Source organism: Thalassotalea euphylliae, from assembly GCF_003390375.1.
Lineage (GTDB): Bacteria > Pseudomonadota > Gammaproteobacteria > Enterobacterales > Alteromonadaceae > Thalassotalea_F > Thalassotalea_F euphylliae_A.
Map to the genome: position 1 here is coordinate 2120513 of NZ_QUOT01000001.1, position 14580 is coordinate 2135092.

The 14580-nt window shown below is 43.9% G+C and carries 12 protein-coding genes; 6 read left to right on the forward strand and 6 right to left on the reverse strand.

Annotated elements, in window-relative coordinates:
• The first annotated feature begins 108 nt into the window (after positions 1-108).
• From DXX94_RS09305 to DXX94_RS09320, 4 genes are all read left to right on the forward strand, one after another.
• Positions 109-1245, forward strand: a complete 1137-nt coding sequence (locus DXX94_RS09305) for a porin (protein WP_116015393.1) — start codon at positions 109-111, stop codon at positions 1243-1245.
• Between the two features lie 9 nt (positions 1246-1254).
• Positions 1255-1671 carry a substrate-binding domain-containing protein gene (locus DXX94_RS09310; protein ID WP_116015395.1) on the forward strand — a complete coding sequence of 139 codons (417 nt, stop codon included), beginning with the start codon at positions 1255-1257 and terminating at the stop codon, positions 1669-1671.
• Between the two features lie 380 nt (positions 1672-2051).
• Entirely contained in the window at positions 2052-3188 is a 1137-nt protein-coding gene (locus DXX94_RS09315; protein WP_116015397.1) for a porin, read from the forward strand.
• 9 nt (positions 3189-3197) lie between these two features.
• Complete coding sequence (locus DXX94_RS09320) at positions 3198-3614, forward strand: substrate-binding domain-containing protein (RefSeq protein WP_116015399.1); 417 nt, start codon at positions 3198-3200, stop codon at positions 3612-3614.
• Positions 3615-3778: 164 nt separating this feature from the next.
• Here the strand turns inward: DXX94_RS09320 and DXX94_RS09325 are convergent, their stop codons facing one another.
• A complete protein-coding gene (locus tag DXX94_RS09325) occupies positions 3779-6031 on the reverse strand; it encodes a bifunctional diguanylate cyclase/phosphodiesterase (RefSeq protein WP_309545216.1) in 2253 nt (750 codons plus the stop codon).
• 262 nt (positions 6032-6293) lie between these two features.
• Here DXX94_RS09325 and DXX94_RS09330 point away from each other — a divergent pair, with 262 nt between their 5' ends.
• Positions 6294-7205, forward strand: a complete 912-nt coding sequence (locus DXX94_RS09330) for a TIGR03899 family protein (protein WP_116015403.1) — start codon at positions 6294-6296, stop codon at positions 7203-7205.
• A 13-nt stretch (positions 7206-7218) separates the two neighbouring features.
• Here the strand turns inward: DXX94_RS09330 and DXX94_RS09335 are convergent, their stop codons facing one another.
• Together DXX94_RS09335 and DXX94_RS09340 are read right to left on the reverse strand one after the other, a co-directional pair.
• Entirely contained in the window at positions 7219-8028 is an 810-nt protein-coding gene (locus tag DXX94_RS09335) for a sterol desaturase family protein (protein ID WP_116015405.1), read from the reverse strand.
• A gap of 18 nt (positions 8029-8046) precedes the next feature.
• Positions 8047-8484: an SRPBCC family protein gene (locus DXX94_RS09340; RefSeq protein ID WP_147302263.1), complete on the reverse strand. Its 438-nt coding sequence runs from the start codon at positions 8482-8484 to the stop codon at positions 8047-8049.
• Between the two features lie 205 nt (positions 8485-8689).
• Between DXX94_RS09340 and DXX94_RS09345 the strand changes: the two genes are divergently transcribed.
• Entirely contained in the window at positions 8690-9826 is a 1137-nt protein-coding gene (locus DXX94_RS09345) for an AraC family transcriptional regulator (RefSeq protein ID WP_116015409.1), read from the forward strand.
• A 68-nt stretch (positions 9827-9894) separates the two neighbouring features.
• On the opposite strand, the gene DXX94_RS09350 is transcribed toward DXX94_RS09345, so the two are convergent.
• The 3 genes from DXX94_RS09350 to DXX94_RS09360 are packed head-to-tail and all read right to left on the reverse strand — an operon-like array spanning position 9895 to position 14325.
• Complete coding sequence (locus tag DXX94_RS09350; protein WP_116006567.1) at positions 9895-10683, reverse strand: phosphoadenylyl-sulfate reductase; 789 nt, start codon at positions 10681-10683, stop codon at positions 9895-9897.
• Complete coding sequence (gene cysI / locus DXX94_RS09355) at positions 10676-12481, reverse strand: assimilatory sulfite reductase (NADPH) hemoprotein subunit (protein WP_116006566.1); 1806 nt, start codon at positions 12479-12481, stop codon at positions 10676-10678. Before cysI ends, DXX94_RS09350 begins: the two co-directional genes overlap by 8 nt.
• A complete protein-coding gene (locus tag DXX94_RS09360) occupies positions 12481-14325 on the reverse strand; it encodes an assimilatory sulfite reductase (NADPH) flavoprotein subunit (protein WP_116015411.1) in 1845 nt (614 codons plus the stop codon). Before DXX94_RS09360 ends, cysI begins: the two co-directional genes overlap by 1 nt.
• Positions 14326-14580 lie beyond the last annotated feature (255 nt).

Consider the following 14580-nt stretch of genomic DNA (forward strand, 5'->3'; position numbering starts at 1 on the left):
TGACTAATAATTAAACTAAACTATAGTTAACTAGGTGTTGGCCGATTACAGCTAAGTAAACCTATATTGGCCTGCAGCATTATTACATCACCTTAGGAATTTTGTGATATGAAAAAAACACTACTTGCTCTCTCGCTTGGCATGGCGTTACCGCTTACTGCCGTGCATGCAGAAATTAGCTTTAACGGCTTTGCCAACATTGTTGCTGGCAAAGCGTCTAGCGGCGATACCCAATGGGGTTATGATGATGACGTCGACTTCAAACAAGATTCATTATTCGCTATTCAGGCATCAACCGATCTTGCTGAGGGGCTAAGTGCAACGGTGCAGATCATCTCGCGTGGCGAAGACGATTGGGATACAGAATTTGAATGGGCCTACCTTGCCTACGATGTAAATGATCAAACTCGTATTTTATTGGGTCGCCAACGTGCGCCTATGTATATGTTCTCTGATTACCTCGATGTGTCATATGCTTACCCTTGGATCACGCCACCAGAAGGTGTTTATGATTTAGAACTTTCGACCTATGATGGCCTAAGTGCTAGCTATAACTTTACCTTGGGTGAGTTCGACAGTACTGCTCAATTATTTCTAGGTTCAGAAACAAACGAAATTGAGATTCTTGGTACTGAAGTTGAATCAGAATTTGACAAGATCTACGGTGGTAGTTTAACCCTAAACCGTGATTGGTTAACCGTTCGTGCGGCTTACTTAACAACCGATTTAAGCTTACCCGCACCGGGGGCTGATCAGCTTATCGCGGCATGGCAAACCATCCCCGGCTTTGAAACCATCGGCGACGAAGCAACCATTGACGAAGAACAAGCCAAATTTGCCGAAGTAGGTTTCCAAATTGACTACAACAATTGGTTGCTGATTGGTGAATATACCCATATTGACTATGAGCAAATGCCATTAGATACAGAAGAGTCAATGTTTATCACCGCGGGCTATCGTTTTGACACTGTTTTAGTTCACTTAACTTATGGCCAAGACGAAAACGAAGTTAACGGTAACGTAAACAGATTACCATTTGGTGTTAGCCCTGAACTGGACGGCTTATCAGCGGTTACCGAGCAAACATTCCGTTTTCGTGAGCAAGACTCGTCATATTACACCCTTGGTGCTCGTTGGGATTTTCATGACTCTGCGGCGCTGAAAATTGAATACAGCCGCCGAGATAACGATCTCATTAACCAAGACACTAATTTAGTTCGCACTGCCCTAGTTACCGTTTTTTAAGGAAGATTTATGAAGTTGTTAAAGTCCTTAACCCTTTGTTTATGCGTCTCTGTTAGCAGTTTAGCCGCTGCTGAAACCGCTATTATTGTTAACCCAGCCAATGCTAATGCCATTTCTGACAATGACATTTCACGTGCCTTTTTAGGTAAGTTAAAGAAGTTTTCAGATGGTCAAAGCATTGAAGCGGTCAACACCAAAGCCAACAGTGATACACGTGTAGCATTTGAGAAAATGGTATTAAAGAAATCACCTGCACAAGTAAAAGCCTATTGGTCTAAACGTTTATTCACCGGTAAAGGTAAGCCATTACAAGAGCTAGCTTCAGATGCTGAAGTACTTAATTTTGTTGCCTCAACTCCCAATGCGATTGGTTATGTTGATGCCAGTGTAGTAAACGACACGATTAAGGTTATCAAAACTTTATAACAAACAAGTATTAAACGATTATAAAGCCGACAACATTGTCGGCTTTTTTATTGCCTCTCCTTTACCCTGTGGCTATTTGTTCTTGGTTTTAGTGTTGGTTTTGATATAGCCTACTCTCAAAGAGATCAACCTCTGCTATTCCGACTAAAAATACCCTCACCTCAAATATTACAGTTTTATTACAAAAACAGAAAAACTTTGACCTCGCTCAATAAAAATACTATCTTGCGCGCGTCATAACGCAGTTGTGACGGGTGATTAACAGTGTGACAACAATTGATCCTGCATAATACAACAATAATTTCACGTCAAACTAGTCCGATTAGGCTAGGCAAGAGCAATTTCACATAAATCCAGACACTAACGAAGTAAGGTAACTCATGAGAAAAGCATTACTGAGCTGTGCCATATGTGCAGCATTACCCTTGGCTTCTGCGCAAGCAGAAATCACCTTCAATGGATTTGCAAACATTGTTGCTGGACAAGCATCTAGCGGCGATACCCAATGGGGCTATGACGATGATGTCGATTTTAAACAAGACTCATTGTTCGCGCTTCAAGCGTCTACGGATTTAGGCGAAGGTTTAAGTGCAACGGCACAAATTATTTCTCGCGGTGAAAACGATTGGGAAGCTGAATTTGAGTGGGCCTACATTGCCTACGACATCAACGACAACACACGTGTATTAGCTGGTCGTCAACGCGCACCTCTTTACATGTATTCAGACTATTTAGATGTCTCTTATGCGTACCCTTGGATCACACCACCGGAAGGCGTGTACAACCTTGAACTATCAAAATTTGATGGTGTCAGCCTAAGCCATAACTTTACGCTTGGCGAATTTGACACAACAGCCCAAGTGTTCTTCGGCTCAGACAATGATGATATTAATGTTCAAGGCATTGATGTTAACTCAAGCTTCGACGAAATTTTCGGTGGTACATTTACCTTAAACCGTGACTGGCTAACACTACGCACAGCCTACTTAGCCACAGACTTATCTATTCCAATTCCAGTATTTGATGAGTTGGCAGCTGCTTGGAATAACATCGAAGGTTTTGGCGGTGTAGCCGAAGCTTTAGTTATTAATGAAGACAAAGCTAAATTCTTCGAATTCGGCGCTGTTATTGATTACAACAACTACTTATTGATCGCTGAAATCACGCGCATTAACTACGATAACATGCCACTAGACACAGAAGAGTCAATGTTTGTTACCGCGGGTTACCGCTTTGATGATGTGTTAGTGCACTTAACCTATGGCGTTGATGAAAACACCATCAATGGTATTGGTGACACGTTACCAGTTGGCTTATCACCAGAGCTTGACCAATTAATTGGCTTTACTCGCCAAGGTTTAGAGTTCCGTAACGAAGACTCATCATACTACACCTTAGGCGCACGCTGGGATTTCCATCCTTCTGCCTCATTCAAAGTTGAATTTAGCAAGCGCGATAATGATTTAATCAATCAAGACTCAAGCTTAGTTCGCACTGCCCTAGTTACCGTTTTTTAAGGAAAAGTCATGAAGTTATTACGACCTTTAACCCTTGCCGTAGCACTTGCTACCAGCATGGTAGCCTCAGCTGAAGTTGCGGTTATCGTAAACCCAGCCAATGCAAATAGCATCTCTGATAATGACATTTCTCGTGCATTCTTAGGTAAGCTGAAAACATTCGCTGACGGCCAATCAATCAAAGCAGTGAACAGCAAAGCAAATAGCGCTGCGCGTGTTGAGTTTGAAAAATTGGTATTGAAGAAATCAGCGGCACAAGTAAAAGCCTATTGGTCTAAACGCTTGTTCACTGGTAAAGGTAAGCCATTACAAGAACTAGGCTCAGATGCTGATGTACTAAGCTTTGTTGCCTCAACTCCTAATGCTATTGGTTACGTTGACGCAGCAAGCGTAAACGGCACTGTGAAAGTGGTAAAAAGCTTTTAAGCTTAAAGCTGGCTAAAAAAGCGATCAAAAAGAGCTACCTAAGGTAGCTCTTTTTATTTGTCTGTTCACTGTGTGAAGAAATCATCGTGCGAAAAAATCATTGTATGAAAAACGGGCGCTTTACATTAGCGCCCGTTTTCAATCATTTAACTAAAATCGTTTGCTTAGACTTGCTTGCTTAAGAACGCCAAGAAATCTTCTGCGGACATTGGTTTGGCATAGTAGAAGCCTTGCACTTCATCACAGCCTTGCGCCACCAAATGCGCTTCTTGTTCTGCATTTTCAATACCTTCGGCAATCACTTTCAAGTCAAGTTGCTTGCCTAGGTTAATAATGGTGTCTGCCAGCAATGAGTCGCCGTCTTCCGTCACATCATTGATAAATGAGCGATCCACTTTAAGACGGTCGATTGGTAGCTTTTGCAAATAGCTCAGTGATGAATAGCCGGTACCAAAGTCATCAAGTGCTATGCTGATCCCTTCTGATTTCAGCTTTTGCAACGCATCGATTATCAGCTGCGGGTCATCCATCAATATATTTTCAGTGATTTCCAGCTCAAGTTTAGCTGCTTCTACATGGTGAGTGCGCGTAGCTTCAATTACCTTGCTGACAAAGTCATCTTGCCTAAACTGTGGAATAGACACATTGATAGAAATACCAACATCACTAAAGCCATGAGCTTCAATGGCTTTAATATGTTTACAGGCTTGGTGCACAACCCAGTCGCCTATGTCTAAAATCAAACCTGAGTATTCAGCTAACGGAATAAACACCGCTGGCGAAATAAAATTGCCATCGCTAGTACGCCAGCGCAACAAAGCTTCTGCGCCAATCACTTTACCTGTTTCTAGATCTAGTTGAGGCTGATACCAAAGTGCCAAACGATTTTCAGAAAAATCGGTACGCAACTGGCGGATCATACCCAAACGCCATAGCGTTTGATCTTCCATTTCTTGCTGATAGTACTGAATATTCTTTTCGCGGTTTTTCTTGGCAAGGTTTAGCGCGATATTAATTTGGTTTAATACCTTAACACCGCCTTGACCTGCATCGCGCTTGCGACATAAACCAATACAAACATTAATAGGTAAGGTTTGCTCACCAGCTTCAAATGGGTGACTGAAGATATCAGCCAATAGCTGAGGCGTAAGTAGCTCCTCTGAGCCAACTAAACCAAACACATCAGCACCAACGCGAGCCACCGACAATGACTTATCCGTGCTATGCAATCTAAGCGCAACAGCACGTAATAGCTGATTACCAATATCTTGGCCTAGGCCATCGTTGATATCACTAAAGTGATTAATATCAACAAGTGCTGCCACAGTATTTTGCGACTGATCTGCTGAGAACTGATCGAGCATATTCAAGAACTGCAAGCGATTTGGTAATTCAGTTAGCCAGTCTTTATAAGCGGCATTACGCAATTTTTGGAATAAGTGAACATTTTCGTAAGCAATTGCAACGTTCGACAGGAACACTTCCGTTAACTGAAAATCAATATCTGAAATTGGGCAATCCAACTCAAGATAAATAACGGCTCGATAACCACCATGACCAAGATACAAGGCAATATGGTCGTCCGTTTTCAAATGCTCTTTATGTTGAAAACAAGCATTGACCGCTTCGGTTAGCTGCACACAACCCACTTGCTCAATTTTGTCGTTGATTGCGCTCTTTTCCCAGCCCTCTTGCGCCAGAATATATAAGCCAAGATCATCTGCACCATCGATAATGCCATGACCACGAGCACAAAACGTTCCTTTGACATAGCCTTTAATCAATGATTTCAGTTGGGTTAATACACCCAGACCAAATTCATGAATGGTGTGAATTTCAAGGAGGTTTGATGCGCCGTTAATAATTCTTTCTAGGCCAGCGCGACCCTGACTTACCGCTGTTATTTGTTGGTATGAGCGAATGGCAGCATAAACGGTAGTCACTAATTTACGGCGAGTTAATTCCGTTTTAGTTTTGTAGTCGTTAATGTCGTAATCTTTGATAACACTTTCTTCAGGCGCGTAACCTGGCTGACCAGTACGAAGTACAATACGAATATCTTCGCGCTTAAGCTGCTCTCTAATATGCTTAACAACATGTAAGCCGGCATCATCGGTTTCCATTACAACATCAAGAAGTACCAAAACAATTTCTTGGTCTTGCTCAATAATGGTTTTTGCTTCTTCACCTGAATAGGCATGAAGATATTCTAATCGGCGACCTAATACGGTGAGGTCGGACAGGGCTAATTGCGTAACAGAATGAATCTCAGGATCATCATCTACGATTAATACCTTCCATGTCTCGCCACATGTTTCATCGACAATTTGGTCGTCTTCACTGTCATCAATAAACAAGAAGTCGTCATTGGTATGTTCTGAAGCCTGCATACTGCCCTCTGCTAACCAACAATGCATTGGTTAGGATCTGTCCTAAGAAATTATTATTGACAATAACTTGGATTACACTATCTGCGTGAAGTACATAATAAAAGTCACGTCCACAATATTCAACTAAACAATTGCTAAACTGCTCACATATGGCTGACCAGTTCTAGATTACCAGCTGACTGCTGCTGAAGTGATTAAATGTAAAACAAAATAAGCATTTGAAAGTTATATAAATCTAGCTAAGAATAAACAATAGCATAGTAATTTTAACTGAATGTGATCTTATCGCATGAATAATGAAAAAACTTCCAATACGCCAGCGGTAATCGATGCAGATGTCGACAACTCAGCAAGCGCGAGCAAAACAATCACCACACAAGAGCAACCAAATAGCCAAAGTAAAAAAAGCAGCCAAATGAGCGCACAAGTGCAATTGCTTAATTTAGCAAAGTTATTTGCCCTCGATGGCAGTCTAAAACCGGCAGATAAGCAAATGCCAATCGAAGACAGAAGTGGTCGTCGCGTTCGCATTAGCCATTTGCGCCGCCAACAAAACATGGAAAAGATTGTTGAAAAGTCGATCCACTATTGCGCAGGCGACCAAGTCGCAGATCGCACAGACGCCGATTGGTTTGATAGCTTTATCGAACTTGCCGAACGTGTGAGCAACCCCGCGATGCAAGAGCTTTGGGCGAAAATTCTCGCCGGTGAAATTAGCCAACCTGGCTCTTTTTCCCTTAAAGCCTTACAAGCATTTAAAAATATGAGCTTGCACGAAGCGAAGTTATTTGGCAAAGCGTGCGCACTAGCGGTTAGCGACAGTAATAAAAAGAATATTCGAATTATCACGGGCTGTTACCAACAACCTGGATTATTGAATTTATTTGATAGTAAGCGCGAACAGCACGTGGGTTTAAGTCAATTTGGTTTCAATTATGGAGACGTGTTAACCCTCGCAGAGCATCACTTAGTCTTTACCCAAGAAACAGAACTAGAAACAAGTAGTTCAGGCGGTGTATTAAACCTAAAGTACAATGGCTTGCCGCTAGCAATCAAAGCAAAGAAAAAGCGCTGCGCATTAACCTGCTATAAACTCACCCCGATAGGTGCTGAATTAGCACAACTGATTGCCGATAAACCCGACAATCAGTTTCTCGAACACCTAAAAGCACAATTGAGTCATCATTATAGTTTTGGCTAGACGTTAGTCGCCCCTACTCATGAGTTGGATAGCCAAATAATGCCGCACGCTTTTGCTGCCAACCTTTGGCCTGTTTTAATTTGCGTAGCATATGTAAGCCTTGGTCAATATTAGCCTTAATCGGATTATTGCCTGGCAGTACACCAACAATGCCAAATTTACATGGCACGTCGTCTTTTTCCTCGATAAAGGTGCCAAACATTTTGTCCCAAATAATTAATATGCCGGCGAAATTCTTATCTATGTATTCGCGGTTCGTTGAATGATGAACCCTGTGGTGCGACGGCGTGTTAAATACTTTTTCTATCCAGCCCAATTTACCCACCGCTTGCGTATGAATAAAAAATTGAAACGCTAAATTAAGGGCGACAATCGCAAATACCATAGTTGGCTCAAAGCCGACTAAAATCATCGGTAACCAAAACAGCCACATACCGGTGATTGGGTACAGCACGCTTTGACGAAATGCCGTCGAAAAATTCAGTTTGGTTGAGCTGTGATGGGCGACATGAGCAACCCAGAACCAATGAATAAAATGTGACGCACGGTGGAACCAGTAATACAGAAAATCTTGAATAATAAAGCCGATCAGTAGTGTCCAGCCGGTAAACGGGATCTCAAACAAACTAAATTGATGCAGCCAAATAAACGCTGGCATCAGTAAGAACAAAATCAGCGTATCACTTACTTGGTAACTAGCGCCCAACGCCATATTAGAAAGGCTATCTTTGACTTCATAGAAATGGCGATATTTAAGATATTCCGCCACCATAAACAGTAAAAATATAGGGCTTAGGGCTATTAAAATTAATTCAACACTCATGATTAACACATTCCAAACTTAGTTATATAAGGCAGCGAGCCTTTGCATTGCCTTAGCAACATCCTTGGTTAATAAATACTGCAATAAAGCCGATGGGATAAACCAAGGCGCCTGGCAGACAATTTGATAGTCCACCACAGTCGTACCATGCTTGGTTTCAGATAAAACAATATCACCGCGATGATTTTTCACAGGCCAGTCACCGACAATCTTGTAGCTCACGCCGTTTTCATCTGCCGCCAATATTTCTTCGACAAAGCGAGTGCCCAGCATTTTTATTTGTCGCTGGCTACCGATGCCGCCTACCACAGCACCATTTTGCTGAGCACGCACTAGGCTAAATTTGGCATCAAAAAAACGAGACAAATTCACATGATCCAACAGCTCAGCCAGCACTTGCTGACGACTTGCCTGAACTTGTTGTTGAACACTCACTTTTACCATATTGCTTTGCACCACACTTCGTTAAGTCGACTTATTCATTAAGTTTACTTTTGCCGAGTAAATTTTTAACGCCTCAACTACGAGACATAAATTATCGGCGCTTAAATTATCAACATGTGTACTAGCATAATAAAGATTTCTATGGGAAACTTGCGCCATCACGCCAACTTTTTGTCCTAAGGCGACATCAAGAAGTCGCAACAAACAACACGCCATTATGGAATTTACCAGCTCAACCCATTACTTTTTAAGCATACTGCACTTTCTTGAGCGGCAAGGAATTCTGTCTAAGCACGCGCTTGAACAAGTAGGTTTGGAAGGTTTTGATCTTAATGATAATGAACAACGCATTGCGCTTAAGCAATACAGTGACTTGCTGGCATTTGCCGAGCAGGAATTAGCGCATCCGTTAATTGGCTTTGAGTTAGGTAAAGATATTAAAAGTGCCGATTTTGGTTTACTTGGCTATCTGATCGAGTCAGCAACCACCCTCGCTGATGCCGTTGATGTGTTATTAAAATATGATCAACTGGTCGCCAATATCGGGCAAGCAAGCTTTAGCCAGCAACACAAGCTAGCACGCATTAGTTGGCAACCGTTTGAGCCTTGCAGTCGGCAAGTAGTTTTGCGAAATTTCACTGCCTGGCTGGCTTCAACAAGGCAGATCCTTGGCCGCGAGCTCAGCCCAACGCGGGTCTGTTTTCAAGACAGCTGGTTAAGTGCGGAGCAGCAAAGCTTAGTGGATTGGTTTGGCTGCCCCGTCTTAGTAAATTGCGATAGCAACTCTGTTGAATTTCCAACGGCATACTTAAAACTTCGGTTTCAAAGTGCTAACCCGTCCTTATTTACCTCGCTTGCAGAGTTGTCGAAACAACAGCTTGCGCAAATCATCGCGCTTAACGATAACCAAGATGGCATTCAAGGTATTAACCAAAAATTTAGCTCTCAAGTAACATCACTACTGGCAGATCACCCAAGTCTAACCGACTGCTCTATCGCACAAGTTGCGCAGCACTTTGCAATGTCGACAAGGCAGCTACAGCGAAAATTGAAAGCAGAAGGGACAAGTTATGCCGAGCTCTTTGATTTAGAACGTAAAGCAAGAGCTGAAGCCTTGCTGAATCAGCTGGTCGGCAAATACTCAAGTGATAACCAAAAAACAAATGCAAGCCCCTCGCCTGCTACAAAGCCCTCTGCTGCACAACACATAGCTAACCAGTCTATTGGTGATATTGCCGCCGCCTGCGGTTTTAATGAACAAAGCTCATTTAATAAAGCCTTTCATCGCTGGTTTAATTGCTCACCATCACAGTATTTGAAATCTAAAGCTCGAAGCTCAGAGAGCAAAATCTAACGCGCACAAAAAAGACTCTTAAAAGAGCCTTAATCAATTCCAACACGCGAGCGTTTCTGTTTACGAACTTAGATACCATCACCATCCGTATGCAAACCACATTCACGTTGCATACCGTTAAAGCGCGTATCACTTTCGTCCATATCAGCCGTTAATGGTCGCGTGCTATGGGTATCGCCAACCGAGACATAGCCTTGATCCCACAGCGGATGGTAGGGTAAACCGTGTTTCGTTAAGTACTGATGGACATCACGGTTTGACCAATCAATAATGGGGTGTACCTTAAAGCGGCCACGTAAAGTGCTAACAACCGATAGACTGGCACGGTGATCCGATTGCTGGCGACGAACACCGGAGAACCAAGCACCTGCACCTAAGTCAGTTAAACCGCGCTCTAGCGGCTCTACCTTGTTCATTTGGTTATAGCGTTTTAACTCATCTGCGCCTTGCGCCCATTGCTCACCATATTTCGCTAACTGCCAAGCCGCGCTTTCTTTGGCGCTGTATACCTGCAAATTCAGGTTGAGCTTAGTGGTTAGCTCATCAATAAAGCGATAGGTTTCTGGGAACAAATGGCCTGTGTCTGTCACCAACACCGGAATGTTCGGATCCACTTGCGTTAGCAAGTGCAACATTACCGCTGATTGAATACCAAAGCTTGATGACAGCACAAAGTTACCCGGCAAGTTTTCCATTGCCCAAGCAACACGCTCTTGTGGTGTTTGCTTTTCTAGCTGCTCGTTCCACTGGCTGAGCCAAGCGGCTGGTACAGTAGCGGGCGATAGCTCGCTACTCGGCGCACCAGCGACGGGCAATTCAGCGACAGAGGCAGCAGCTTCTGACTGAATACTAGGCATGAAAATCCCTTACACTAATGATCACTTCTTCAACAACGCCAGCGCGGATCACAAAGTCACCAAAGCGCTCTACTTGGCCTTGCTCATCTGTTTTACGCTCAGCGACCCAACGGCCAATTAAACCGTCTAGTTCTGCTAATACCGTTTGCTCGTCAATGTTGTCTTTGTAAAGCTTAGGAATACGTGTACCGCCAGTGTTACCACCTAAGTACATTTGGTATTTACCCGGGCCTTTACCCACTAAGCCAACTTCGGCCAACATGGCGCGGCCACAACCGTTCGGACAACCCGTAACACGCAAAATAATGTGCTCGTCAGCGACATCATGCTTAGCAAGTAAGCCTTCAACATCGTCAACTAGGCCCGGTAAGTAGCGCTCTGCTTCAGCCATCGCTAATGGACAAGTAGGGAATGCTACACATGCCATTGAGTTTTGACGTTGCTCTGACGTTGATGCGTCTAATAAACCATGCTCAATCGCTAAGGTTTCGATTTGCGCTTTATCAGCTTCGGCAACACCGGCAATGATGAGGTTTTGGTTAGCCGTCATACGGAAGTCACCTTGGTGAACTTTCGCAATCTCACGTACACCGGTTTTTAGTGGCTTACCTGGGTAATCTAATAAACGACCATTTTCGATAAATAGGGTTAAGTGATGCTTGCCATCGATACCTTCAGCCCAACCGAAACGATCACCACGTTCAGTGAACTCATACGGGCGGCTTGGCGCAAATTCAACACCAGCGCGTTTTTCTACTTCCGCTTTAAAGACATCAACACCGACGCGATCTAGCGTGTATTTCGTTTTTGCATTCTTACGGTTAACACGGTTACCCCAGTCGCGTTGTGTGGTCACCACAGCAGCGGCAACATCTAACGTTTTCGCTAATGGCACAAAACCAAAATCGTCAGCACGGCGCGGGTACGTTGATTTATCACCATGCGTCATTGCAAGGCCACCACCAACTAACACGTTAAAACCAATAAGCTTGCCGTTTTCAGCGATAGCAACAAAGTTTAAGTCGTTCGCGTGCACGTCAACATCGTTTTGCGGCGGAATAACAACCGTTGTTTTGAACTTACGCGGTAAGTAAGTACTTCCTAAAATTGGCTCTTCCGTGGTTTCGACTTTTTCACCGTCTAACCAAATTTCTGCATAAGCTTTGGTTTTTGGTAGTAGGTGTTCACTGATTTTCGTTGCCCACTCGTACGCTTCTTGGTGCAGTTCAGACTCAACTGGGTTTGAGGTACACAGTACGTTACGGTTTACATCACCTGCGGTGGCAATTGAATCAATACCAATGCTGTTCAGCGTTTGGTGCATTAACTTAATGTTCGGCTTTAACACACCGTGGAATTGGAATGTTTGACGCGTGGTTAAACGAATACTGCCATAAGTGCTACTTTCTTCTGCGAACTTATCAATCGCTAACCATTGCTCAGGCTTGATAATACCGCCCGGCATACGCGCACGTAGCATGACATTGTGCATAGGCTCTAGCTTTTGCTTTTGGCGCTCGGCGCGAATATCACGGTCGTCTTGTTGGTACATACCGTGGAAGCGAATTAACTGGAAGTTATCCGCGGTAAAACCACCGGTAATGCGGTCTTGCAAATCTTGAGCAATGGTACCGCGTAAAAAGTTACTTTCGCGCTTTAGACGTTCGTTATCAGCTAAGTTACCTTCTACCTTAATTGGGCCTTCGCCCTTGAGAGGACCTTGCGCAGGTAATGGACCTGTCACTGTATCTAATGGCTCAGTGGTCGCTACTGGCGTTGGTTTTTGTACAGCACTCATTAGTAAACATCCTTCTGATAACGCTTGCCCTTACGCAAGGTGGTTAAATATTCTTCAGCTTGCTCGGCAGTTTTACCTGACTGCTCAGCAACAATTTCAACTAAGGCGTTGTGCACGTCTTTCGCCATGCGGTTTGCATCGCCACACACGTATAAGTGCGCGCCGCGCTCTAACCATGCAAATACCTCAGCGGCATTTTCTTTCAGGCGGTGTTGTACATACACTTTCTCTGCTTGGTCACGTGAGAAAGCGACGTCCATCTTAGTTAACAGGCCAGATTTTAAGTAATTCTGCCATTCCACTTGGTAAAGGAAGTCTTGGGTAAAGGTTTGGTCGCCAAAGAACATCCAGTTATCACCGCTCGCATCGTTTGCTTCACGCTCTTGCATAAAGGCTCTAAACGGCGCAACACCTGTACCTGGGCCAATCATAATTACTGGCGTTTCTGGATTTTCAGGTAAACGGAAGTTGTCGTTGTGCTCGACAAACACACGTACTTGACCGCCCTCTTCTAAACGGCGACCTAAGAAACCAGAAGCACCGCCAACACGCTCATTGTCGTTAAATGAATAATTCACTACACCAATAGTTAAGTGTACTTCTTCATCCACTTCCGCTTGGCTTGACGCGATTGAATATAAGCGCGGCGTAATTTTGCGTAAGTTGTCTGCTAACAATTGCGCTTCAATCGCTGTTGGCGCCGCTTTAATCACATCAACGACTTGGTGATTGGCAGCAAACTCACGCAATGTGTTCTTATCAACAACCTTCTCAGCTAGTTGCTCGTCACCACTGTGCTGTACCCAGAACTCCACAAACGCTAGTGGTGTTTGGGTAATTTCAAGCTGCTCAACTAAGGCTTGCTTGATCGGTAGTGATAAGGTTTCACCTGATTTTTGTAGCTCAACCGTTTCATCACCCGTCAGTGATACCGCCGCTAATAGCTCTTCAACTAAGGCTTGGTCGTTATCAAAATAAACACCCAGTGCATCACCTACACGGTAAGTAACCCCTGACTCACCTAAATCAATTTCGATATGACGAACGTCTTTCGCTGAATCGCGACCCGTAATTCTCTGGCTAACTAACAGCTCTGCGGCATAGGGATTTTGCTTGGTGTAAATCGACGCAGGCGCTTGAGTGCCCGGTAACTGAACGACTGGTGCAAGCCCCGCTGCCGGCGCAGTTAATTCATCTTTTAATGACTCAACAATGGATACGCGCCATGCATCGGCATCAGCATCGTAATCAACATCACAATCAACACGATCAGCAACACGTGTTGCACCTAGCTCAGCTAAGCGTAAGTCAAAGTCTTTACCGGTTTGACAGAAGAACTCGTAGCTAGAATCACCCAGCGCTAGTACGCTGTATTTCAGGTTATCTAACTTAGGCGCTTTCTTGCTGTTTAAGAATTCGTGGAACTCAATAGCATCATCAGGTGGCTCCCCCTCGCCATTGGTACTCGCGACAATTAATAGATGGGTTTCGGTTTTCAAGCCTTTCGCTTTGTAATCCGCAACATTTTTCAAGACAACTTCAATACCTGCGGCTTTTGCAGCATCAGCCACTTGCGTTGCCACGCCTTTCGCGTTGCCCGTTTGCGATGCATAAAGCACAGTTAACGTTTGGCTAACAGCAGTTTGTGTTGCTGCTGCAACCGCAGTTGCCACTGGTGACATTTCGCTTTTCGCGGCTAAGTAGCCGCTTGCCCAAGCCAGTTGCAATGGCGAATAGCCTTGCGTGAGTTGTTGCAGCTGCGCTAGCTGATTAGCATCTAATGCACTAGTACCTGAAGCTGGCGCACCAGAAGTAGGATTCGAGTTTTGCTGATTAGTAAGCATGAAATACTTCGCCCATTTAAAAAGATGGGCAAAGGATAGACAAATGCGGCTTAAAAGAAAAAGAATAGAAAACGCTTTTTTATTCCAAAAGTGAATAGCAGTGATATTAGACTGCAACAAAGCCAGTGACACTGAATCAACTCAGAAATGTGAATGTACTTCGATATTTCGAACTTTCCTCAAAGCTCTCAACTCTAGCAAGCAGTCTGCTTGTTTATGTCGAACATTTACCGCTGCCATTGTTTAGCTTATTGA

Coding starts and splice junctions, on each gene's coding strand:
- DXX94_RS09305 (WP_116015393.1), top strand. CDS start 109: ATGAAAAAAACACTACTTGCTCTCTCGCTTGGCATGGCGTTACCGCTT.
- DXX94_RS09310 (WP_116015395.1), top strand. CDS start 1,255: ATGAAGTTGTTAAAGTCCTTAACCCTTTGTTTATGCGTCTCTGTTAGC.
- DXX94_RS09315 (WP_116015397.1), top strand. CDS start 2,052: ATGAGAAAAGCATTACTGAGCTGTGCCATATGTGCAGCATTACCCTTG.
- DXX94_RS09320 (WP_116015399.1), top strand. CDS start 3,198: ATGAAGTTATTACGACCTTTAACCCTTGCCGTAGCACTTGCTACCAGC.
- DXX94_RS09325 (WP_309545216.1), bottom strand. CDS start 6,031: ATGCATTGTTGGTTAGCAGAGGGCAGTATGCAGGCTTCAGAACATACC.
- DXX94_RS09330 (WP_116015403.1), top strand. CDS start 6,294: ATGAATAATGAAAAAACTTCCAATACGCCAGCGGTAATCGATGCAGAT.
- DXX94_RS09335 (WP_116015405.1), bottom strand. CDS start 8,028: ATGAGTGTTGAATTAATTTTAATAGCCCTAAGCCCTATATTTTTACTG.
- DXX94_RS09345 (WP_116015409.1), top strand. CDS start 8,690: ATGGAATTTACCAGCTCAACCCATTACTTTTTAAGCATACTGCACTTT.
- DXX94_RS09350 (WP_116006567.1), bottom strand. CDS start 10,683: ATGCCTAGTATTCAGTCAGAAGCTGCTGCCTCTGTCGCTGAATTGCCC.
- cysI (WP_116006566.1), bottom strand. CDS start 12,481: ATGAGTGCTGTACAAAAACCAACGCCAGTAGCGACCACTGAGCCATTA.
- DXX94_RS09360 (WP_116015411.1), bottom strand. CDS start 14,325: ATGCTTACTAATCAGCAAAACTCGAATCCTACTTCTGGTGCGCCAGCT.